The 22846-nt window shown below is 69.0% G+C and carries 15 protein-coding genes; 4 read left to right on the top strand and 11 right to left on the bottom strand.

The window, feature by feature from the left end:
- Positions 1 to 14: 14 nt before the first annotated feature.
- Both AC2YHA_RS10900 and acnA read right to left on the bottom strand, forming a co-directional pair.
- The gene (locus tag AC2YHA_RS10900) at positions 15 to 380 is read right to left on the bottom strand and encodes an antibiotic biosynthesis monooxygenase family protein (protein ID WP_487401519.1); all 366 of its coding nucleotides are present in this window, start codon (positions 378 to 380) and stop codon (positions 15 to 17) included.
- On the bottom strand, positions 377 to 3052 hold the full coding sequence (gene acnA, locus AC2YHA_RS10895; protein WP_487401518.1) for an aconitate hydratase AcnA: 2676 nt from the start codon (positions 3050 to 3052) through the stop codon (positions 377 to 379). The genes AC2YHA_RS10900 and acnA overlap by 4 nt, the downstream gene beginning before the upstream one ends.
- Before the next feature lie 469 nt (positions 3053 to 3521).
- Here acnA and AC2YHA_RS10890 point away from each other — a divergent pair, with 469 nt between their 5' ends.
- Positions 3522 to 4400: an OmpA family protein gene (locus tag AC2YHA_RS10890; RefSeq protein WP_233785372.1), complete on the top strand. Its 879-nt coding sequence runs from the start codon at positions 3522 to 3524 to the stop codon at positions 4398 to 4400.
- Between the two features lie 115 nt (positions 4401 to 4515).
- Here AC2YHA_RS10890 and asnB read toward each other — a convergent pair whose 3' ends face one another.
- Positions 4516 to 7026 (bottom strand): asparagine synthase (glutamine-hydrolyzing), encoded by a 2511-nt coding sequence (asnB, locus tag AC2YHA_RS10885; protein WP_487401517.1) that lies wholly within the window; start codon positions 7024 to 7026, stop codon positions 4516 to 4518.
- Between the two features lie 167 nt (positions 7027 to 7193).
- On the opposite strand from asnB, the gene AC2YHA_RS10880 reads away from it, so the two are divergent.
- Complete coding sequence (locus tag AC2YHA_RS10880; RefSeq protein ID WP_487401516.1) at positions 7194 to 7568, top strand: MerC domain-containing protein; 375 nt, start codon at positions 7194 to 7196, stop codon at positions 7566 to 7568.
- A gap of 458 nt (positions 7569 to 8026) precedes the next feature.
- Here the strand turns inward: AC2YHA_RS10880 and AC2YHA_RS10875 are convergent, their stop codons facing one another.
- Positions 8027 to 8944 (bottom strand): LysR family transcriptional regulator, encoded by a 918-nt coding sequence (locus tag AC2YHA_RS10875; protein WP_487401515.1) that lies wholly within the window; start codon positions 8942 to 8944, stop codon positions 8027 to 8029.
- Between the two features lie 97 nt (positions 8945 to 9041).
- On the opposite strand from AC2YHA_RS10875, the gene AC2YHA_RS10870 reads away from it, so the two are divergent.
- Both AC2YHA_RS10870 and AC2YHA_RS10865 read left to right on the top strand, forming a co-directional pair.
- Complete coding sequence (locus tag AC2YHA_RS10870; RefSeq protein ID WP_487401514.1) at positions 9042 to 10034, top strand: aldo/keto reductase; 993 nt, start codon at positions 9042 to 9044, stop codon at positions 10032 to 10034.
- A gap of 219 nt (positions 10035 to 10253) precedes the next feature.
- Positions 10254 to 10715, top strand: coding sequence for a Fur family transcriptional regulator (locus AC2YHA_RS10865; protein ID WP_233785378.1), 462 nt, complete (start codon positions 10254 to 10256; stop codon positions 10713 to 10715).
- Between the two features lie 159 nt (positions 10716 to 10874).
- On the opposite strand, the gene AC2YHA_RS10860 is transcribed toward AC2YHA_RS10865, so the two are convergent.
- The 7 genes from AC2YHA_RS10860 to AC2YHA_RS10830 are packed head-to-tail and all read right to left on the bottom strand — an operon-like array spanning position 10875 to position 22734.
- Positions 10875 to 12179 carry a pectate lyase family protein gene (locus tag AC2YHA_RS10860; protein ID WP_487401513.1) on the bottom strand — a complete coding sequence of 435 codons (1305 nt, stop codon included), beginning with the start codon at positions 12177 to 12179 and terminating at the stop codon, positions 10875 to 10877.
- A 7-nt stretch (positions 12180 to 12186) separates the two neighbouring features.
- Positions 12187 to 12966: a rhamnogalacturonan acetylesterase gene (locus AC2YHA_RS10855; protein WP_487401512.1), complete on the bottom strand. Its 780-nt coding sequence runs from the start codon at positions 12964 to 12966 to the stop codon at positions 12187 to 12189.
- Complete coding sequence (locus tag AC2YHA_RS10850) at positions 12966 to 14564, bottom strand: family 43 glycosylhydrolase (protein WP_487401511.1); 1599 nt, start codon at positions 14562 to 14564, stop codon at positions 12966 to 12968. The genes AC2YHA_RS10855 and AC2YHA_RS10850 overlap by 1 nt, the downstream gene beginning before the upstream one ends.
- Positions 14561 to 16900: a glycoside hydrolase family 95 protein gene (locus AC2YHA_RS10845; RefSeq protein WP_487401510.1), complete on the bottom strand. Its 2340-nt coding sequence runs from the start codon at positions 16898 to 16900 to the stop codon at positions 14561 to 14563. Before AC2YHA_RS10845 ends, AC2YHA_RS10850 begins: the two co-directional genes overlap by 4 nt.
- Positions 16897 to 18204, bottom strand: coding sequence for a family 43 glycosylhydrolase (locus AC2YHA_RS10840; RefSeq protein WP_487401509.1), 1308 nt, complete (start codon positions 18202 to 18204; stop codon positions 16897 to 16899). The genes AC2YHA_RS10845 and AC2YHA_RS10840 overlap by 4 nt, the downstream gene beginning before the upstream one ends.
- Positions 18204 to 21644 carry a TonB-dependent receptor domain-containing protein gene (locus AC2YHA_RS10835; RefSeq protein ID WP_487401508.1) on the bottom strand — a complete coding sequence of 1147 codons (3441 nt, stop codon included), beginning with the start codon at positions 21642 to 21644 and terminating at the stop codon, positions 18204 to 18206. The genes AC2YHA_RS10840 and AC2YHA_RS10835 overlap by 1 nt, the downstream gene beginning before the upstream one ends.
- A 37-nt stretch (positions 21645 to 21681) precedes the next feature.
- Positions 21682 to 22734 carry a pectinesterase family protein gene (locus tag AC2YHA_RS10830; protein WP_487401507.1) on the bottom strand — a complete coding sequence of 351 codons (1053 nt, stop codon included), beginning with the start codon at positions 22732 to 22734 and terminating at the stop codon, positions 21682 to 21684.
- Positions 22735 to 22846: the final 112 nt, after the last annotated feature.

The raw sequence follows: 22846 nt of genomic DNA, 5'->3' as shown, positions 1-22846 counted from the left end.
CGGATCGATCAATCCTAAAGCCCCTTGCCGCCCACCGGCCGGGTGGTCGCGGCGGTGTCGAAGCCGGCGATCAGCGGCATCGCCGCCTTCACCTGCGGCAGCTGGAGCGAGGCCTTGTGGCTCGCCTCGCTGTCCCACACCTCGGTCACCCAGATCGCGTCCGGGTCGCGCACGTCCTCGGCGACGATGTAGCTGATGCAGCCCGGCATGTCGGCCGAGCCCTGGAGCAGCAGCTCGAGCAGCGCGGTGCGCTGGCCCGGCTTGGCGGCGATCTTGCCGATCATGCCGTACATTTGCCCGTCTCCCGCGGCGAAGGCGGCGCGGCCGGCGAGCGCGAGGGCCAGGCCGCCCGCGATCGCCCCGCGCCGCGCGATGCTCACGCCGCCAGCTTCCGCAGCACGTACTGGAGGATGCCGCCGTTGAGGAAATACTCCAGCTCGTTGACGGTATCGATCCGGCAGCGCGTCTTGAACGTCTCGGTCGAGCCGTCGGCGCGCGTCAGCTTGACCTCGACCTCCTGGCGCGGGCGGATGCCGGCGACGTCGGTGATGGTGAAGGTCTCGGTGCCGTCGAGCTTCAGCGTCTCGCGGGTGATGCCCTCGGCGAACTGGAGCGGGAGCACGCCCATGCCGACCAGGTTGGAGCGGTGGATGCGTTCGAAGCTCTCGGTGATCACCGCCCGCACGCCAAGGAGATTGGTGCCCTTCGCCGCCCAGTCGCGCGACGAGCCGGTGCCGTATTCCTTGCCGGCGACCACCACCAGCGGGACGCCGTCGGCCTTGTAGCGCATCGCCGCGTCGTAGATCGGCATGACCTGGTCGTGGTACTTGGTCATGCCGCCCTCGACGCCCGGCACCATCTCGTTCCTGATGCGGATGTTGGCGAAGGTGCCGCGCATCATCACCTCATGGTTGCCGCGCCGCGCGCCGTAGCTGTTGAAGTCGGCCTTGGCGACCTGATGCTCCTGCAGGTAGATGCCGGCCGGGCTGTCGGCCTTGATGCTGCCGGCGGGGGAGATGTGGTCGGTGGTGATCGAATCGCCCAGGATCGCCAGCGCGCGCGCCTCGACGATGTCGCCGACGGGGGCAGGCTCCATCGTCATGCCTTCGAAATAGGGCGGGTTGGCGATGTAGGTGCTGCCCGCGCGCCATGTGTAAGTGTCCGATCCGGTGACGTCGATTTGGCGCCAGTGGTTGTCGCCGTGATAGACATTCGCGTAGCGGGAGCGGAACATGTCGTCGCTCACGCTGGTGTCGATCAGCGAGCGGACTTCGTCATTGGTGGGCCAGATGTCCTTGAGGTAGACATCCTGCCCGTCCGAGCCCTGGCCGATCGGCGTCTCGACCATGTCCTCGGTCACGGTGCCCTTCAGCGCATAGGCGACGACCAGCGGCGGCGAGGCGAGGAAGTTGGCGCGCACGTCCGGCGAGACGCGACCCTCGAAGTTGCGGTTGCCCGAGAGGACCGAGGCGGCGACGATGTCGTTGCCGTTGATCGCCTTCGAGATCGGCTCGGCCAGCGGGCCCGAGTTGCCGATGCAGGTGGTGCAGCCATAGCCGACCAGGTTGAAGCCGATCGCGTCGAGATCGGACTGGAGCCCCGACTTGACCAGATAGTCGGTGACGACCTGCGAGCCCGGCGCCAGCGAGGTCTTGACCCAGGGCTTCGGCTTCAGCCCCTTCTCGCGCGCCTTGCGGGCGACCAGGCCGGCGGCGATCAGCACCGAGGGGTTGGAGGTGTTGGTGCACGAGGTGATCGCGGCGATCACCACGTCGCCGTCGCCGATGTCGTGCCCGCGCTCGTCGACCGGCACGCGCGCCGGGCGCTCCTTCTTGTAGACCTTGAACAGGTCGCCGTTGAACACCTCGTCGACCTTGTTCAGCGACACGCGGTCCTGCGGGCGCTTCGGCCCGGCGAGCGACGCGGTGACCTCGCCCATGTCGAGCTCGAGCGTATCGGTGAACACCGGGTCGGGCGAGCCGGCGTCGTGCCACATGCCCTGCGCCCGGCAATAGGCCTCGACCAGCGCGATCTCGTCGTCCGGGCGGCCGGTCAGGCGCATATAGTCGAGCGTCTTGTCGTCGATCGGGAAGAAGCCGCAGGTCGCGCCATATTCGGGCGCCATGTTGCCGATCGTCGCGCGGTCGGCGAGGCTCATGGTGGCGAGGCCGGGGCCGTAGAATTCGACGAAGCGGCCGACCACGCCCTTGGCGCGCAGCATCTGCGTCACCGTCAGCACCAGGTCGGTCGCGGTGATGCCCTCCTTGAGCGCGCCGGTCAGCTTGAAGCCGATCACCTCGGGGATCAGCATCGACACCGGCTGGCCGAGCATCGCCGCCTCCGCCTCGATGCCGCCGACACCCCAGCCGAGCACGCCCAGGCCGTTGATCATCGTGGTGTGGCTGTCGGTGCCAACCAGCGTGTCGGGGTAGGCGATCTCCTTGCCGTCCTCCGCCTTGGACGACCACACGCCGCGGCCGATGTATTCGAGGTTGACCTGGTGGCAGATGCCGGTGCCCGGCGGCACCACCTGGAAGTTGTCGAGCGCCTTCGATCCCCATTTCAGGAACTCGTAGCGCTCGCCGTTGCGCTGGTACTCGAGGTTGACGTTGTCCTCGAATGCCTTGGGCGTGCCGAACTCGTCGACCATCACCGAGTGATCGATGACGAGGTGGACGGGGACCTGCGGATTGATCTTGGCCGCGTCGCCGCCGAGCTTGGTGATCGCGTCGCGCATCGCGGCGAGGTCGACGACGCAGGGGACGCCGGTGAAGTCCTGCATGAGGACGCGCGCGGGGCGGTACTGGATCTCGCGGTCAGGAGCGACCGGGTTGTTCTGCCAGTCGACGATCGCCTTGGCATCCTCGGGCGTGACGGTCTTGCCGTCCTCGAAGCGCAGCATGTTCTCGAGCAGCACCTTCATCGAGAAGGGCAGGCGGGAGATGTCGCCGAGCTGCTCGGCCGCCTTGGCCAGGGAGTAATAGTCGTAGCTCTTGCCGCCGACGGTGAGCGTGGAGCGGGTGGCGAGCGTGTCCTGGCCGATCGCGGTCATGGGCGGCGGGTCCTTTCCAGTTGCGGCCAGTCGCGGGAGCGCGGCGGGGAGACGAGCGACGCGCCGGTTGGCCGGCGGAGCCACTCGCGCGAGGCGCGCCCGGACGGGCGGATGCGAGAGTCGAGGGGGCCGATAGCAGGGTGGGGGGTGAGGGGGAAGGGTGTGGGGGCGAGGATGTCGTGGCGGCGGGGTGCGTCCATTGGTGCGGCGCAGCGTACATCGGTTCGCCGCAGGAGACACTCGAACTGTCGGCCCGCCGAACAGAGGTCTCGGAAGTGTTCATGTGCCCGCAAGGTTGGGCTCAACACGCTGAAAGTCCCTAGTGCTCAGGTACAGCTATGAGACGCACATCCAGATGAAGATTGATGGAGCGGGTTCCGACAGCCGAATACCGTATCACGACGACGGCGATCGGACGGCGAGCTGCGATCACTTGGGCTTGATTGATCGAATTTGAAGGAGCAATGCAATGAGTGTCCTTTCCAAAAGCTCGAGAATTCTGTTGCTGCTTGCTGCGTCTGCCGGCTCGGCCAGCCTGTATGCGCAGGAGCAGCCGGCCCCGAGCGAGCCATCTCCGGACATAACCGTGAGCGCCTCGGCGCCGGCCGACCTGTCCGGCATGCCGGAGGGACCCGAGGTCGAAGGCTTCATCTCCGCGCGCAAGGACGGGAAGATGCAGGTCACGACCGCCGGCGGCACGAAGACGATGGTCTTCCTCAGCGAAGGAACCAAGATCAAGTCGAGCGGAGGCTTCCTGGGCCTCGATCGCGACAAGCTGGCCGCGGACTCGCTGCTCAACGGCCTGCCGGTCAGCGTCAAGACGGTGCAATGGGCGGACGGCCTGGTCGCGAGCCAGATCGCGCTCAAGAACAAGGACCTCAGGACCGCGTCGATGATCCGCAACGGCACCGAACAGGGCTTTGCGGACCAGACCGCGGCAACGGAAGCGCTGCGCGGGCGCGTCGGTGACATCGACCAGTATAATGTCAAAGGCACGACCAACGTGAATTTCGACACCGGCAAGGCGGTGCTGTCCGAGCAGGCGAAAGCCGATCTCTGCGCCGCGGCGACTTCGGCCGAGGCGATGGACAATGCCCTGCTGCTCGTCGTCGGTTACACCGATTCGACGGGAAGCCAGGATTTCAACCAGACCCTCAGCGAGAGGCGGGCCGCGAAGGTCGTCAACTATCTCCAGCAGGCCTGCCACTGGAAGCCGTATCGCATGCTGACCCCCACCGGGATGGCCGAGGCGGATCCGGCGGCAAGCAACGATACACCCGACGGCAAGGCGCAGAACCGCCGCGTCGCGGTGAATATCCTGGTGAGCAAGGCCGTCGACGGCCTGTAAGAGGCCCCTCGGGGGTGGGCTTCGCCCACCCCCGTTTCCCGCTTGGGGTCGCGAGCCGCTTAAGCCCCTCCCCTGAAGGCGGGCTTGATTCAACCTGATCGAACCCGGGCTTAGTTCAGGTGATCGTCTTGGCGGCGGGACGGGCCGGTTCGAGCATCGCGGCGAGCTGGAGCAGGCGCTTCGCTTCGAGCGTGCCGACGACGGCGAAGGCGAGGTGGCCCTCTTCCCAATAGGCGACCTGGTCGTCGAGGCGCTTGTCGAGCGCGGGTGTCGGGCCGCCGGGGGTCTCGGCCTTCATGCCGAAGATCGAGAAGCGCTCGCCGCGCTCCGACTGGACGGCGAGGCCGATGCTGGGGCCTCCGGCGGAGGGATAGACCTGGACGTCGAGCAGCTTCCAGCCGGCGGGCAGCGCGGGCATGGCGATGCCGGTCGCCCTTTCCATGGCCGTGCGATCGAAGGCGGCGACGCCGGGCTCGAGGCGCATCGCGGCGCGGAGCAGCGTGGCGCGGTGGCTCATCACCGCCTCGTCGACGAAGCTCGATGCCTGGGCGGGCGCGCGGAACACCGGACCGACGACATCGTGCACGCCCCAGCCGAGGAACAGCATCGCCGCCATCGCCGCGGCGCGGCCGAAGGTGGCGAGGCGCCGGCCGGGCGCCGCCGGGAGGGGATCGTTCGCCGCGACCGCCGGGGTTCGCGGCGTGACCGCCACCGGCGCCGGCGCTTCCACCGGCGCAGCCTTGCGGTCGGTCCACCACAGACTGAACATCGACAGCGCATAGAGGAAGCGGCCGTGGTCGCGCTTGCCCTCGCGGTGCTCGGCGAACAGGGCGTCGACCTCGCCGCTCCGGAGGAAGCCGAGGTCCGCGGCGCCGCTGTCGTGCCACAGCTCGCGGGCGTAGTCGCCGAAGTCGCCGTCGAACCATTCGGCGAGCGGGATCTGGAAGCCCTGCTTGCGGCGATCGACGATGCCGTCGGGCACCCAGGGCTTGATCGCCTCGCGCAGGATGTACTTGCCGGTCTTGCCGCGGACCTTCATGTCCTGCGGCACGCCCATCGCCCAGTCGACGAACACCGGGCTCAAGAGGGGGACGCGCACCTCGAGCGAATTGGCCATGCTGGCGCGGTCGACCTTGGTCAGCATCGCGCAGGGCAGGTTGAGCGTGAGGTCGGCGTAGGCGAACTGGTCGAGCCCGTCGGGGGAGATCGTCGCGGCGGGATCGGGGAAATATTCGTCGCGCAGGCGCTCGTAGGCGCCCGGGCCGTCGAATTCGGCGAACAGCTCGGGGTCGAGGACGCGTTCGCGCAAGCCCATGGAGGTGATCTGGGTCTTGGCGAAGAAGCGGCTGGCGCCGTCGGGGAGGCCGGCGGTGCCGACCGCCTTCTGCCAGCGCTGCAGCACGCGGTTCCACCGGCGGACCGGGGTCGGCGGCAGCGAGAGGATGCCGCGCGCGGCGTGGCGGGCGAGGGCGGGCATGCGGCCGACCGCGCGCTCGGTGAGGTGGCGCTTGTAGCCCATGAACAGCTCGTCGCCGCCGTCGCCGGACAGGACGACCTTGACCTGCTCGCGGGCGAGGCGGCTGAGGTACCAGGTCGGGACCGCGGAGGGATCGGCGAAAGGCTCGTCGTAGCAGCGCTGGAGTTCGGGCAGCAGCTCGCGGGCGGCGGCGAGGTCGACGATGCGGGTGGTGTGGGCGGTGCCGAGGTGGCGGGCGACCGCCTCAGCATAGGGGGCCTCGTTGTAGCGCTCGACGGGGAAGCCGATGGTGAAGGTCTTGACCGGGGCGCCGGTGAGGCGGGCCATGGCGGCGACCACCGCGGAGGAATCGATTCCGCCCGAGAGGAAGGCGCCGACCTCGACGTCGGCGAGGAGGTGGCGCTCGACCGTCTTGAGCAGGTGCTCGCGCATCGCCTCGATCCAGTCGGCGTCGCTGAGCCTGGGGGCCTGATGGTAGGCGGGGCGCCAATAGGGGCGGATCTCGGCCTCGCCCTCGGCGCCGATGGTGAGGAGGTGGCCGGGGGGCAGCGTCGCGACCTCGGCATAGATCGAGCGGTCGGTGCGGATGTGGCCGAAGCTGAAGACGTCGTGGGCTGCGCGCGGGTCGACGTCGAAACGGTGGCCGGGGAGCGGCAGCAGCGCCTTGAGCTCCGAGGCAAAGGCGAGGCCGCCGTTCTGGCGGGTGATATAGAGCGGCTTGATGCCGAGCGGGTCGCGGGCGAGCGTCAGGCGGCGTTCGGCCCGGTCCCAGATCGCGGCGGCGAACATGCCGTCGAGGCGCTGCCATGCCGCGTCGCCCCATTGGCGGAAGGCGGCGAGGATGGTCTCGGTATCGCTGTGGGTGCGGAAGGCGTGGCCGAGCGGGGCGAGCTCGCGGCGCAGGTCGAGATGGTTGTAGATCTCGCCGTTGAAGACGATGGCGTAGCGGCCGTCGGGGCTCTCGATCGGCTGGTGGCCGCCGGCGATGTCGATGATGCTGAGCCGGCGCATCCCGAAGCCGAAGTCGCCGTCGACCAGGATGCCCTCGTCGTCGGGGCCGCGGTGCCGGATCGTGCGGCACTGCGCGGCGACGACGGCATGCGTCACGCTCGCGGCGCCCCGCGCATACCAGCCTGCAATGCCACACATCGTCGTTCGGATCCTTTCGCCCCGGCGTCCCCCTAGCACAGGACGGGAAATTGCACAGCGTTAACCGCCGCATAGCCGCAACGATCGACCCTAAGGCCGATGCCCGGACGGGAATCTGCGGATGTGATGTTGTAACTTGCCCTCAATGAGCATAGATGGCGGCGATCATGGCGTTCGCGTCCCGCTCAAGCTGGTTCCATGGCCTCGATCGCTGGGCGATCGGGCTCAGCGGGCTGTGCATGGTGCATTGCCTGGCGACGTCGGTGCTGCTCGCGCTGGCCTCGACCGCGGGCGGGCTGCTGCTCGCGCCGTGGATCCATGAGGTGGGGCTGATGGTCGCGATCCTGCTCGGCGCGCTGGCGCTGGGGCGGGGGATGTTCGCGCACGGCTATATGATGCCGTCGGCGATCGGGGCGCTCGGGATCGGCGTGATGGCGGGGGCGTTGTCGCTGCCGCACGACGGGGCCGAGACCTTCTACACGCTGGTCGGCGTGGGGTTGCTCGCGCTGGGGCACGACCTCAACCGGCGGGCGGTGATCTAGGCTTTAGATTCGTAAGATCGAGCGGCCAGATTGGTGGTTAGTTACCATTGCTCGCAGCAGTAGGAAGCCCGCAGTCGAACAACCCGCCATATGGTCCCCATGCGCACACGCTCGGGCCAATCTGAACCGACGATAAATTAAGTACCACAAGGACGCTCAATCCGGCGAGGAAGAGCGCCAACGCCAGTAGGAACTTATTTCGCGCTATGGCCAACAACTGGATGGGCCCGAGCAGAAGGAGAGCGCATCGGATAACGAAGGCGCCAGCACTCTGGAGAAGAACGCCAGGCCACATCGCAAGGGCAACACAGACCGAGCTGATGCTGAAAAAGAGGCTCAGAAGGCACGCAAGTCCGGCGAGCCATGGAAGGATTCTTTCGGCCATGACCTCTGATACTGCGACGAGTTGACGTCCGCTATTGGGGCGTTGGCGGTCGCTCTCGTTTTTGATTTGTGATCTACCGCGCCGACGTCGCCGCCGCCCGATTGGCCGCGACGAAGAAGTCGATGAATGCCCGCACCGCCGGCCGCACCTGGCGGCGGCTGAGGTGGTAGAGGAAGAAGCCGGGGAACGGCGGGCAATGGTCGGGGAACAGCTCGACCAGCCGGCCGGCGGCGAGATCGTCGGCGATGCGTGCCTCGTAGAGGAAGGCGATCCCCGCGCCGCTGAGCGCCGCCTGATAGGCGAGCTGGTCGTCGTTGGTGGTCATCGCCGCCACCATGTCGGACAACGTGACCTCCGCGCCGTCGCGCTCGACTTCCCAGGCATAGACGTTGCCGCCGGTGAAGCGGCGCTGGATACAGCGGTGCTCGGCCAGCGCCTCGAGCGTCGCCGGGCGGCCGTGGCGCGCGAGATAGTCGGGCGACGCGACGATGGTGAAGCGCTGCGGCGGGCCGATGCGCACCGCGATCATGTCCGGCTGCAGCGATTCGCCCAGGCGCAGGCCGACGTCGAACCGCTCCGCGACGATGTCGACGAAGCGGTCCTCGACGATGATGTCGAGCGAGATCGACGGATAGGCCCGGGCGAACGCGCCAAGGTGGGGCCTCAGCAGCATATAGGCGCTCGACGCCGTCGCCGTGACGCGCACGCGGCCCGACGGGTCGCCGTCCGCGTCGCGCGCCTCGCGCATCCCTTCCGCGATCTCGGCGAGTGCCGGCTCGAGCCGGCCGAGCAGCCGCTGGCCCGCGTCGGTCAGCGACAGGCTGCGCGTCGAGCGGTTGAGCAGCCGCACGCCCAGCCGCTCCTCCAGCGCGCCGACGCTGTGGCTGACCGCCGACGGCGACAGCCCGAGCGACCGCGCCGCCGCCCGGAACCCGCCCGCGCGGACCACCGCGGCGAACAGCGTCAGATGCGGCAGCTGGTCGCGGTCCATTGTGCAATCCTATCGAACAGGATGTGCTTCATAGCGCGGCTAATCCGAACAGGACAGCGCGCTACATCGGGTCCGCTCCACCCAGAGGAGGGACGATATGGAACAGCGTAGATTGGGCAGCCTGCAGGTCTCGGCGATCGGCCTCGGCTGCATGGGCTTCACTGCGGCCTATGGCGGGCAGGACGAGGCGGCGTCGATCGCGACGCTCCACCGCGCGGTCGAGCTCGGCGTCACTTTGTTCGATACCGCCGAGGTCTATGGCCCTTACGAGAATGAGGAGATCATCGGCCGGGCGCTGCGCGAGGTGCGCGACCGGGTGGTGATCGCCACCAAGTTCGGCTTCACCATCGGCGACCAGGGCATCGGCTTCCAGCGCACGACCGGGCTCGACGGCAGCCCGGCCAATGCGCGGCGGGTCGCGGAGGCGTCGCTCGGGCGGCTGGGCATCGACACGATCGACCTGTTCTACCTGCACCGGCCCGACCCGGCGGTGCCGATCGAGGAATCGGTCGGCGGCATGGCCGAGCTGGTGCGCGAGGGCAAGGTGCGCGCGATCGGCCTGTCGGAGGTGAGCGCCGACCAGCTGCGGCGGGCCCATGCCGTCCACCCCATCGCCGCGCTGCAGAGCGAATATTCGCTGTGGTTCCGCGAGGTGGAGGACAACGTGCTGCCCGTCTGCCGCGAGCTCGGCATCGGCTTCGTGCCCTACAGCCCGCTGGGGCGCGGCTTCCTGACCGGCAGCATCCGCAGCCGCGACGATTTGGAGCAGAACGACTTCCGCGCCGGGCTGCCGCGCTTCGCCGAGGGCAATCTGGAGGCGAACCTCGCGCTGGTCGACCGGCTGAAGGCGCTGGCCGAGGCGCGGGGGGTGACGGCGGCGCAGCTCGCGCTCGCCTGGGTGCTGGCGCAGGGCGACGACATCGTTCCGATCCCGGGCGCGCGCAAGATCGCCAACCTGGAGGCGAACGTCGCCGCGGTCGACCTCCGCCTCTCGCCGGAGGAATTGGCGGCGATCGGGGAGGTCATGACCGACGTCCAGGGTGCCCGCTATGGCGAGCGGGAGGTCGCGCGGCTGGTCGGGCAGCGGTAATCTTCGGTTCTTTCCCCTCTCCCATTGGGAGAGGGGAGGGGCCCGCTCGGGCGTAGCCCGAGTGGGAGGGGTGAGGGTGACCTCGCTGGCCGCAGTCACCCCCTCACCCTCCCGCCGCTTCGCGGCTCCTTCCCTCTCCCAGAGGGAGAGGGACAGTAGGGAGCATCCGCTGCCCCCGCCCGCCTTGCCGCGGTGGCTGCGGAAGCCTACATTCACGGCATGGCCGCGCACCATCATCACGAACCCCATGGCGCCGCGCTGACGCGCGCTGCCGAGACGGCGCTGACCAGGGCCGGCGAGCAATGGACGCCGATGCGCTCGCGCGTGTTCGAGGCGCTGGCCGGGTTCGAGAAGCCGGCATCCGCCTATGACATCGCCGAGGCGGTATCGAAGGCGGAGGGGCGCCGCGTCGCCGCCAACAGCGTCTACCGCATCCTCGACCTGTTCGTCGGCGCCAATGTCGCGCGGCGGGTGGAGAGCGCCAACGCCTATATCGCCAACGCGCATCCCGACTGCCTGCACGACTGCATCTTCCTGGTTTGCGACGTGTGCGGGCAGACCACGCACATCGACGACGACGCGATCACCCGCACGGTGCGGCAGGCGGCGAAGGGGGCGGGATTCTCGCCCGAGCGGCCGGTGATCGAGGTGCGGGGGAAGTGCGCGGACTGCGAGGGGTAGTACCTTCACACCTCTCCCATTGGGAGAGGGAGGGGCCCGCTCAGGCGTAGCCTGAGTGGGAGGGTGAGGGTGACCTTGCCGGCCGCAGCCACCCTCACCCTCCCGCGCCTCCGGCGCTCCTTCCCTCTCCCAAAGGGAGAGGGACAGTGGGGCGTCGCCTCAAGGGCCGGCCGGCCCGGCCAGCTCGTTCAGATAATCCTCGATCGCCGTGAAGCCGTTGCCGTCGCGGTCGCTCGCGCTGTCGTCGCGGCGCGGGTCGAGGCCGTGGCGGCGTTCCCATTCGTCCGGCATTCCGTCGTGGTCGCTGTCCTTCGGCGTGGGGAGCGACTTGAGGTCGGGCCAGCCACCGTCCTGCGACTGGGTGTCGATCTGGCGGCCAGTGCGGGTGCGCACGCCCTCGACGACGCGGCGGTCGACCGCGTCGCGGACGCGCGAGGCGCCGGCCTCGGCCAGCACGCGGGGGTAGGCTGACGGCGCGGGATCGGGGGTTACCGGAGCGACGTCGAGCGGTGCGGACAGGCGATAGCCGTCCGGCTGGATGCCCGACACCAGCGACCATTGGTCGGCGGGGATGGCGCCGTTCATGCTGTTGCCCGACCAATAGGCCTTGGCCAGCGTGTTGGATTCGTTGAACGCGATCGGCTTGTCCGAATCCGGGCCGCTCAGATAACTGTTGTCGACGAAATTGTAGCGGGCGAGCGTGGCCTTGTCGGCGTTGTAGCCCGAGTGGCTGCCGCCCCAGTTGTAGAAGACGTTCGAGCGGAAATCGAAGAAGGCGCCTTCGGGATCGACGTCAGGGCCGCTGTAGTTGCCCGGGCGCGGCATCCGCGCTTCGTGATTGGCCCAGAGATTATGGTGGAAGCTGATCCGCGAGCCGCGCCCGCCGCGGATCAGGCTGCCGTAGCCGTGCTCGCCCTTGGCATGGAGCGAGTGGGTGAGCGAATCCGCGATGATCGACCATTGGACGGTCAAGTCCCAGAAGCCTTCGCCGGGCCGTGTGTAGTTGGCCGAGGCGGACAGCGTCTCGTCGACCGACCAGCTCGCCGAGACATGGTCGAGGATGATGCGGCGGCCGCCGAGAATCCAGATCGCGTCGGATTCGGATTTGGATTCGTCGCCGAGACGCGAGCGGATGTAGCGGATCACGACATCGTCGGCGGCGACCTCCAGCGGGTGATCGCGGAGCGTAATGCCGTCGCCGGGGGCCGACTGGCCGGCGATCGTCACCCGGCCCTCGCGGATGCGGAGCGGGCGGGTGAGGCGGATCGTGCCCGAGATGGCGAAGACGATGATGCGGGGGCCCGGCGTCTCGATCGCGGCGCGCAGCGAGCCGGGGCCGTCGTCGGCGAGGGTGGTGACGATCATCACCCTACCGCCGCGCCCGCCGCGCGCGAAGCGGCCGGCGCCCTCCGCGCCGGGGAAGGCGAGCTGCTGCACGGCGGGCGGCGTGTCGGCGATCATCATTCTGCGATCACTCGTAGAGCAGGCGGGCGGTGTCGGGCGCGGCGATGGCGAGCTCGTGCGCGACCATCGCCGAGAAATAGTCGGCGCCCTTGCGGCCCAGGTGCGTGCGGTCGAACGACAGCTTGCGCCGGGCGAAGGGGCTGTCGTTGACCTCGGTCGCGGTGGTGTCGCCGGCCGGCGCGGCGCCCTTGGGGAGCTGGGCGAGCGTATCGGCCTCGGCCTCGCCCATCGCCTGCACCGCGGCGGCGCTCTTCGCGTTGAGGTCGACGAGCGGGACCTTGAGCTCGGCGGCGACCCTGCGCACCGCGTCGGCCCAGGGATCGAGGTCGCGGTCCAGCCGGCCGTTCTTGAAGGTGCGGCGGGTGAGCGGGGTCACCAGCACCGGGATCGCGCCCGCCGCGCGGGTCTCCTCGACGTAGCGGCGCAGGTTCGCGGGGAATTCGGTGGCGAGATCGGTCGAGCGGCCGGGCTTGCCGGGCTGGTCATTGTGGCCGAACTGGATCAGCACCCAGGTCTTGACGAAGCCGGGCGTCTTCATCTCGGCGAGCGCCAGATCCCATGAACCCTCGGCGCGGTAGCTGCCCGAGCTGCGCCCGCCGCGCGCCAGGTTGACGCAGGCTACGAACGAGGTGACGTGATCCGCGCAGAAGGCGCCGCCCCAGCCGCCGGCGACGGCGGTGGTGGAATCGCCGACCAGGACGATCTTGGAGGCGCGGATCGGCTGGGCCGGCGACGGCGTCGTCGTCGGGGCGGCTTGCGCGGCGAGCGCGGCGGCGAGCAGCAGCATCACAGCGCGCGGAACCGGAAATCGCGGAAGCGCGCCGCGCCGGCGCCCGCCGAATAGAGACCGGGTCTGAGCATCAGGAAACCTCCTCTGACATTGTGGTGATAGCCCGACACCTCCATGCCGCGGTCGAAGCGTTGCCAGGTGCGGCCGCCGTCGCCGCTGGTGTGGATGGCGAGGACATGTTCCTTGTTGGCGAGGCGGATGCGCATGCGGCGGCCGTGCGGGTTCTTCGGGCGGCCGCGCTCGATGCCGTATTGGTGGGTGACGAAGTTGCGCTCGTCGAAGCCGAGGCCGCAGTAGAGCTTGTCGTCGTAGAAGAGGACGAGGCCGGCGGTGCCGCCGGGCGCGATCTCGATGTCGCAGTCGAACTCGTAGGCGGGGTCGCCGGCGATGAGCAGCAGGGGGGAGGAGTCGCTCGGGGCCTTGCCGACCGCCGTCAGCACCAGCGCGCCGTTGTCGACGCGGGCACGGTCGCGTTCGGCGGGGCCGGGGCGGAAGAAGTTCCACCTGCGGCCTAGCTCCAGCGTGCGGAAGTCGTCGGAGAGGGGCTGGCCGTGGGGGAGGGCGGTGCCGCCCTTGGGCTTGGCGATCGGCTGGGAGAGGTCGCCGCCGGTCATGCGGAACCAGCCGTCGTCGGTCCAGCGGATCGGGTCGAGCAGCGTCTGGCGGCCGAGCGTCCAGAAGCCGTTCTCATAGCCGTGGTAGACCGACCACCAGCTGCCGTCCGGCGCCTCGACCAGCGAGGCGTGGCCGCGCGACCACCATTTCTCGTCGCGGCTCTTGGTGTGGACGAGGGGGTTGGCGGGGTCGTTCTCCCAGGGCCCGTGGATCGAGCGCGAGCGGGCGGCGATCACCATGTGGCCGGTCGGCGGGCCGGCGGTGCCGCCGACGGCGGTGATCATGTAGAACCAGCCGCCGTGGCGGACGATCTTCGGGCCTTCGGGCGCGAAGCCCTCGACGTCCCAGTCGTCGGGGTAGCGCCAGGGGTCGTAGACATGCTCGGGCTTGCCGATGACGGAGAGGCCGTCGTCCGATAGGCGGACGCGGTCACCGCCCGACAGGAACAGCCAGCGCGAGCCGTCCTCGCCGACGGCGTGGCACGGGTCGATGTGGCTGGGGAGGTGGAGGTCGATCGGATCGGACCAGGGGCCGTCGATATGGTCGGCCCAGATGACGAAGATCGAGTTCGGCTTCGCCTTGACGGGGATGTAGAGGAAATAGCGGCCCTTGTGCTTCTCCAGGCTTACCGCCCAGACCGAGCCAATGTTCCTGGTGAGGGCGGCCTTGCGCGGTTGCCAGTTGATGAGGTCGCGGCTGTGCCAGATGGTGAGGCCGGGATAGCTCTCGAAGCTCGAGAAGGTCATGTAATAGTCGTCGCCGTCCTTGAGGATGGCGGGATCGGGGCGGTCGCCCGACAGCAGCGGGTTGAGGAAGCGGCCGTCGCCGAGGTCGGCGATGCGCTGGTTGTCGAAGCCGCGGCGCCAGTTGGTGGGCAAGGGGGCGCAGGCGTCGTCCTTCGTCTCGGCGCGTGCCGGCAGCGCGCCCAGCATGGTGCCGGCGAGCGCGGTGGTGAGCGCGTCGCGCCTGGTGACGGTCATGCCTGTCCTTTCTCGAAACTGCTGGCGGTGAGGGTGCGCCGCTGGCCCTTGGCCAGCGTGATCCGGGTGCGGCGGCCGTGGGCGAGCACGGTGCGCGTGCCGGGGAGGTCGGCGCGGAAGGTCGCTTGGGTCAGGCGCCCTGCGCGCCAGGCGAGGTCGACCTGCCAGCCGCCACGGGCGCGCAGGCCCGTGATGCTGCCGTCGCTCCAGGCGCGGGGGAGGGCGGGGAACAGGTCGATGGTATCGCCGCGGCTCTGCATCAGCATCTCGATCACCGCCGCCGCGCCGCCGAAATTGCCGTCGATCTGGAAGGGCGGGTGGGCGTCGAACAGGTTGGGATAGGTGCGCTCGGGGCCGAGCAGGAAGGCGAGGATGGAATGGGCGTGGTCGCCGTCGCGCAGCCTTGCCCAGAGGTTCGCGCGCCACGCCGTCGCCCAACCGGTCGCGCGGTCGCCGCGGATCTCCAGGCTGCGGCGGGCGGCGGCGGCGAGATCGGGCGTGGTGTCCGGCGCGATCTGGTGCGAGGGGTAGAGCGCGTAGAGGTGGCTGACGTGGCGGTGGTGGATGTCGTCGGCGCCCGCGTCCCAATCCTGCTGCCATTCCTGGAGCTGGCCCTCAGCGCCGATCTTGAAAGGAGCGAGGCGGGCGCGGGCGGCGCGCAGCTCGGCGACGAACTCGGCGTCGCGGCCGAGGATGGTCGCGGCTTCGCTCGTCTGGTCGAACAGGTCGCGCAGGATCGCCATGTCCATCGTCGGACCTGCGCACAAGGACGAGCCGTGGCCGTGGCCGTTCTCAGGGCTGAGCGACGGGTTGGTGACGAGATAGCCGGTCTCGGGATCGCGCTGCAGCGTGTCGAGGAAGAAGCGGGCGGCGCCGGCCATCAGCGGATAGGCCGCAGCGAGGAAATCCCGGTCGCGGCCATACTCCCAGCGGGTCCAGAGATGGGTGCAGAGCCACGCGCCGCCGGTCGGCCATAGGCCGTATTTGGCGCCGTCGATCGGCGCGGTGCCGCGCCACAGGTCGGTGTTGTGGTGGCATACCCAGCCGCGCGCGCCGTACATCGCCTGCGCGGTGTGGGCGCCGCGCTCGGCGATGCCGCGGATCAGCTCGACCAGCGGCTCGACGCATTCGGGCAGGTTCGCGGCCTCGGCTGGCCAGTAGTTCATCTCGGTGTTGATGTTGACCGTGTACTTGGAGCCCCAGGGCGGATCGAGGGAGTCGTTCCAGAGGCCCTGCAGGGTCGCCGCCTGCCCGCCCGGGCGCGAGCAGGAGATCAGCAGGTAGCGGCCGTACTGAAAGTAGAGCGTGGCGAGGCTCGGGTCGGCCGCGAGGTTGTCGGCGCGGACGCGCCGGTCGGTGGGAAGCGCGGCGGCCGGGCTGGTGCCGAGGTCGAGCGTGACGCGGCGGAACAGGCGGCGGTGCTCGGCGGCGGCGTCGGCGGCGATGCGCTTGAAGGAGCGCGCACCGGCCGCGTCGAGCGTAGCGGCGGTGAGCGCGTCGGGGTCGCCGCTCACGTCGCCGAAGCGGCGGAAGCTCGTCGCCATCGCCAGCAGGATCACCAGCTCGCGGGCACCGCGCACGACCAGGCGGTCGCCGTTCGCGGTGACGGTCCCGCCCTTCGCCCGCACCCGCGCGCGGGCGGTGAAGCGCAGCGACGGGGGGATGCCATGGGCGGCGGTGTTGGTGCCGGTCAGCACCAGCTCATGCCCGTCCGCACGCGCCGAGGCCGACTTGTGCGGCGAGGTGAAGGACAGGTCGACGTCGAGCGCGCCGCCGCGGCCGGCCTTGAGACGGACCGCGATGAGGCGGTCGGGGACGGAAGCGAGCACCTCCCGCTCATGCTGCACGCCGTTCGCGGTGAAGCGGGTGGTCGCCACCGCCGCGTCGAGGTCGAGCGCGCGGCGGTAGCCGGTCGGCGCGCCGAGGCCGGGGAAGTCGAGAATCAGGTCGCCGAGCGCCTGGTAGGGCATCTGGCGGATCGGCGTGGCCATGACGTTGGCGTTGGCGAAGGCCTCCGCCTCGGCGAAGCGGCCCTGGAAGATCATCTCGCGCAGCTTGGGCAGCGCCGCGCGGGCGCCGGGGTTGACCGGGTCGTGGGGGCCGCCGCCCCACAATGTCCCCTCGTTGAGCTGGAGCCGCTCGCGCGCGACGCCGCCGAACACCATCGCGCCGAGCCGGCCGTTGCCGACCGGGAGCGCCTGGGTCCATTCGGCGGCCGGCTGCTCGTACCAGAGCGTGAGCGGATGCGGTGCGGCCGCCTCCGCGCGCTTGGGGAGCGCGGCGGCGACGCCGGCGGTGGCCATCAGTCCCAAAGTCTCGCGGCGCGAAATGGTCATGTCGTCATCCTGAACGGTTGGTCCTCGGCGACGACTATGCGGCCTGCGGCGTCGAAGTCGATCCGCACGAGCCCGGGTTTCTCGCGGAAGTGGCTCCAGGCATCGTTGCCGAAGAAGGTCTGCCACCAGCGCCCCTCGGCATCGCGCAGCACGTTGCCGCCGCCGCAGCAGGGCGCGCCCTCGTGGCGGTCGCGCCACGGGCCGGTCGGCTTGTCGGACATCCAGAAGGCGAAGGAATAGCGGTCGTCGTAGCGGTCGACGACGCCGAGGTAGTAGACGCCGTTCCGCTCGAACATCGTCGCGCCTTCGTAGCCGAAGTGACGATAGCCCTGGTCGGCGCATTGCTTGCGATGATGCGACGGATCGAGATCCCAGCCGTCGGCGCTGGTCATCGACTGCCACTCGCCGGCATAGCCGGAGAGATCGTCCTTCAGCCGGACGATCTCCTCGGCCGAGCCGTAGGTCAGCCACACCGATCCGTCCGGCGCCTCGAACAGCGTCGCGTCGATGCCCTTGCGGAGCGGCTTGTCGGGCGAGAAGGCGTGGACATAGGGGCCTTCCGCGCGGCCGGTCGTGCTCTTGAGGATGGCGAGGCCGGCGCGGCTCATGCTGTGGCAGATGACGTAGTTGCCGCGGATGAAATGGATCTCGGGCGCCCACAGCGCGCGGAACGGCACGCCGGCGCGCATCCGCCAGCTCTTCTCCCAGCCGCCGTCGCGCTCGATCGACCAGACCAGGCCGAGATAGTCCCAGCTCATGAGGTCCTTCGAGCGCCACAGCTCGACGCCGTCATTGGTCGCCCAGATGTTGTCGCCGGTCGAGCCGGTCATGTAGTAATGGCCGTCGCCGCCGAGGCAGACGATGGTGTCGCGGATATGGACGTCGTGGAGCGGGCGGATGCGGGGCAGCAGCCCTCGCGTCACTGCCGTTCCCTTGTCCGACTCGCCCCAGGGCGCGAGCCGGTAGGGCGGCGTGTCCGGTCCCTTGTAGCGCACGTCGGGCAGGCCCGAGGTCCAGCCGCCGCTGGCGCTGGCCACGGTGGCGCGGCGGCCGGGGCCGCTGGTGCCGCGATAGGGCCAGTAGCCGAGCGGAGGCGGCGGGACGATGCGGCCGCTGTTGTCGCCGCCGGTGCGTGGCGGCTCGCCCGGGCGCGGCGCCGGGCCGTAGGGCGGCTGCTGCGCGAAGGCCGTGCCCGGCAGCGCCAGCAGCGCGGCGCCCTTCAGCAGGGTGCGGCGGTCGAGGGGAAAAGGCTCCCCGCCGTCCGTTGCCGGACGACGGGAAGCAGGCTCTCCGGGGAGGACCATCAAAAGCTCAGCCGCGCGCCGACGCGGTAGACGCGCCCGCTGCTGCCGTAGTTGGTCACCGCTTCCCGGCCCTGATAGGCGTAGCGGTTGGTGGTCTGGTTGGTGAGGTTGAGTCCCTCCACCGTGATCGAGAAATTCTTGAGGACGTTGAAGCTCAGCGACGCGTCGACGTTGGTCGTCGCACGGCTGTAGACGAAGTCGTTGATGAGCGGGCTGTCGCAGCCGGCGCTTTCCGTCGGCGCGGTCGCGGTGCCGGTGCCGACGGTGCTGAGGCCCGGGCCGCACGATCCCGCTGCGATCGGATATTGCGAGACATAGCCCTTGCGATGCGCGACCGATACGCGGGCGCGGAACGCCGGGACCTCGTAGAACAGCGTGCCGTTGAGCGCCTGCGGCGACACGCCGATGAAGGGGCCCGTACCCGTTGTCTGCGCCCGCGTCGCGGTGCCGGGGTCGAGGATGTAGTTCAGTTCCGACTTGATGTAGGTGTAGTTCACCAGCGCGCCGAAGTTCTTGAGGAATCCTGGCAGGAACGTGAAGTTCTGCTGAAAATTGATCTCGAAGCCGCGCAGATACCCACCTGGCGCATCGCGATACTGGCGCGCCACAAACGGGTAATTGTTGTCGATATAGGCGGTCTGGTTGGGGTTGGTGTATTGCGCGCGGATCGCCGCGATCGTGTCGGCATCGGCGAACTGCGACAGCGGGGCGGTGAATAGCACCGTCTGCGGGAAGGACGAGATGTCCTTGGAGAAGCCGGCGATCGAGATCAGGCTCGATCGGGTGAAATACCATTCGAGGCTGACGTCGAAGTTGGTCGAGCGGAACGGGCTGAGCTTGGGATTGCCGATCGTCATCGACGCGCCCGTGTTGTCGCCGTTGCTGGGAACGGAGATCGAGGTGATCGTCGGCGAGAGATTGGCGAGCAGCGGCCGCGCCATCACCTGCGAGGCGCCGATGCGGACGTAGAAATTCCGGACCGGCTCGTAGACGATGTTCAGCGACGGCAGCCAGTCGGTGTATTTGTTGCGTCCGACGATTGGGCGGCCCGCCTGGGAGGTGCCGGTCGAGGTCAGGTCGGTGATCGCGACGCGGGTGCCGACGTTGCCGCGCAGCGGCTGGCCGAACAGCTCGGAGTTGAAGTCGAACTCGAGGTAGAAGGCGGTGTCCTTCTCACTCACGCCGAAGTTGTTCTGGCCGCCGTTGCGCTTGGTGGTGAGGCGGAAGTCGCCGTATTTGTTGATGCAGTCGCACTGGAAGCCGATGAGGTCGTCGATCTTGCCGAGATCGGGCACCAGGAAGCTCGAGATGGTGCCTTCGGGCACGTTCAGCCCCTTGCCGAACGAGACGAGCTTGCTGTTCGCGGCGGTGGTCGATCCCGCCTCCAGCAGCGTGGGATTGAGCGTGTCGGTGTTGCGCTCGGCCTGCTGGGTATAGAAGCCGAAGGTGCGACGGGTGGCGCCGAAGCCGATGTTGAACTCGTCGTTGACCTTCCAGTCGAAGTCGACCTTGGCGCCCTCATAGGTGTTACGGACGTAGCGTTCGTAATGGCGGAGGGCGGAGAAGCCCTTCACCATCTGCCAGTTGTTGGGATCGGTGGTGTCGAAGCCGAAATCGAGGATCGGCATCTTGCCGTGATCGCGGTCGTCGTAGACGAAATTCTCGGGCGAATCCATGCGGTTGAACTCGGCGAGCAGGCCGGTCTGATAGTTGACCGACTTGGACTTGCCGTAGATCGCCGACACCTTGAAGGCGTCGCTGAACTCATGGTCGATCCGCGCGCTGCCCTGCCAGAAGGTGGTGGTGTAGGCCGAATAGTCGACCGCCGAGCGCATATCGACGTTGCGCAGCACCAGATAGTCGGCGTTGCCGTTGGTGACGTTGGCGTCGAGCACGTCGACCGCCGGGCGGCCGATCAGCTGCCCGCGATAGGCGAGGCCGTTGCTCGACGGGATGTACCCCACCGAATTCGGATTGTTGTAATAGTCGTAAGGATCGAGGTTGTTGGGATTGGTGCTGAAGATGTTGGTGCCGAGCACCGCCGGCACCACCTGTCCCTGCTGGTTGAACGCGGTCGTGAAGGCCGGCGTGGTGCCGTACATCTCCTGCCCGCAATCCTGCGCCGGCACGAGATCGCTGCCGGCGTTGTAGGTGCACAGGCCCGGATAGGCACCCCGCGCCGTGGCGGGAGCGAGGCGGCCGGAGGCATTGTTGTAGGCCGCGTTGGTGTTGTTGCGGTTGAGGCCGACCGGCGAGAGCTGGTCGTTCTCGCTGACGTTGCGGAAGCGCGAATAGAGGCCGTCGATGGTGAGCCGCGTCTTCGACGTCACGTCCCATTGATAGGAACCGGTCAGCCCGATGCGGTTGTTGCGCACGAGCTGGTGGTTGAGCGACGGCAGCGCCGGGATCCGCACGGTTGAATCATCGAACCGGCCGGGCGTGTTGTAGGGCGCGCCGGGATAGAGCTTGGCGTAGGCCGCCGGGTCCGATCCGGTCTGGAAGGCGGTCGCATCCGGGTTGGCATAGTTCAATGATCCGACCGGCGCCGAGAAGCCGGCGCGCTGCGGCACGCCCTCGCCGACGAACTGGCTGCTGCGGTAGAGATAGTCCGACTGGCCGGGCGAGCGGATGTAGGAATCGATGACGTTCTCGGTGCGGTTGTAGGCGGCCGAGAGCAGCAGGCCCATGCGCTTATCGGCGCCGAACCGGAACGAGACCAGGCCGGCGAGGCGCGGATTCACCTTCTTGCTGTTCTCGTTGTAGCTGCCCTCCCCGGACAGCGCGAAGCGGCTGCCCTTGTAGTCGAAGGGCTTGCCGGTCTCGAGGTCGATCGTCGCGCCGAGCGAGCCCTCGTCGGTCTCGGCCGAGGGGGTCTTCTGCACCTTCAGCGAGCTGAACAGCTCGGAGGCGAAGGTGTTGTAGTCGAACGAGCGGCTGCGGTTGGGGCTGGTGCCGGCGTCGTTGGCGCCGGCAGTCGACAGCGCTTCCAGCCCGTTGAGGCGGGTGCGGTTGAAATCGCCGCCAAGGCCGCGCACGGTGATGCCGCGGCCCTCGCCGTTGTCGCGGTCAATCGAGACGCCGGGCAGGCGCTGCAGCGATTCGGCGAGGTTGGCGTCGGGGAAGTCGGCAATGTCCTCCGCGGTGATCACGTCGATCTGGAGGTCCGACTGGCGCTTCTCGTTGAGCGAGGACTGGATCGAGCCGCGGAAGCCGGTGACGATGATGTCGGCGGGCGTCTCGTTGGCGGCGGTCTGGACGGTGTCCGCGCCGGTGCCGGACTGGTCGGGGGCGGCCGTGGCCTCCGCCTGCTCGGGCGTCGAGCCGACGCCGGTCTGCGCCGCTGCGGGTGCCGCCGTCCCCAGTGCGATCAGGATCGCCGCGAGCGATACGCCCTGTCCGGCGGCCGTCCTTGCCCGCCGTCCGAAATTGCCTTGGTCCATTCTCTCTCTCCCTCTTTTTGTTGTGTCGTGGTTTCGATCAGGGGCCCCAGCCCAGAATTGATACCGGTGTCATTCGCGCATAAGCGTCGGCCGCAAGTTGGGGGCGGCTTGGGGCGGCGACGGCCCCCGGTCCGCGGCTGCCATATTCGGAGAAGCGGGCCTCCGCCGGCGTGAGCTGGCGGCGGACGCCGGCCGGGTCGGTGTAGCCCATCGAGGTCCAGCCGGCGGGCGCGATGTGCGCGTCCATCCAGCAGCGCAGGAACGATGCCTGGCCGGTCAGCGCCATGTTGCCACCGGCGCGCCATGGCCGGCCGAGGAAGATCGAGCCGTCGGGGACGCCGGTCTCGCGGGTCAGCCGGCAGCGGTCGAAGACGAGGCCGTAGCGCTGGCGCTCGTGCGTGCTGGGCGCGGCAATGTAGCCGGCCGGAGCGTTGGGCACGGAGCGGCTGACGATCTCGCATCGTTCGATCCAGGCCGCGCCGCCGCCGAAGATGAAGTCGATGCAGCCGCTGATGCGGCAATCCACGACATGGGTCGAGGCCTGGATCAGCAGCGTGTCCTGGTAGCCTTCGATGCGGCAGCCGGTGATGCGGGTGCGCTCGCCCGCAGCGGCGACGGCGAGCGCCACTGCCTGCATCGGCTGCGCGAGATAGGGATGGTCGTTGCAGATGGTGAGGTTGCGGAGCGTGACGCCGGGCGCGGCGATCGTCAGCACCGCCGAGCCGCTGGTGCCCCAGTTGCGCCCCTCCGGCGAGGGCAGCGCCGCGCCGGCCGCGAAGGCGATCACCGCGCCGGGGGCGGTTCCGGCCAGCGTGACGTTGGGGACGGTGACGGACAGCTTCTCGCGATAGGTGCCGGGATCGAGACCGATCGTGAAAGGGACGCCGCCGGCGCGCGCGGCGATCGCGAGCGCTTCGCTGAGCGAGGGCACCGTGCCGCGGCGGCCGGACGTGGAAACGATGACGTCATGGGAAGCGGCGGCCGCCGGTGCGGCAAGCCCGGCCAGCGCGGTGGCCGAGGCGCCCCCGAGCACCTGCCTCCGTCCGAGGACGGAGCGGACATGCGCGTCGGCTGCAAGCTCTCCCATCATCCCCTCTCGCCATCCGGCCATGACCGCCTTTGCGGCGTGTCCTTGTGTTAGCGCTAGACAAAGACGAGCGAGAAAGCAAGATGACACCGGTAGACCGCCTCGATGAAGCGAC

It is taken from the genome of Sphingomonas sp. SRI_018, assembly GCF_057586275.1.
Note: the sequence above shows the minus strand (reverse complement) of the source record. Positions and strands in the feature narration are given on the sequence as shown.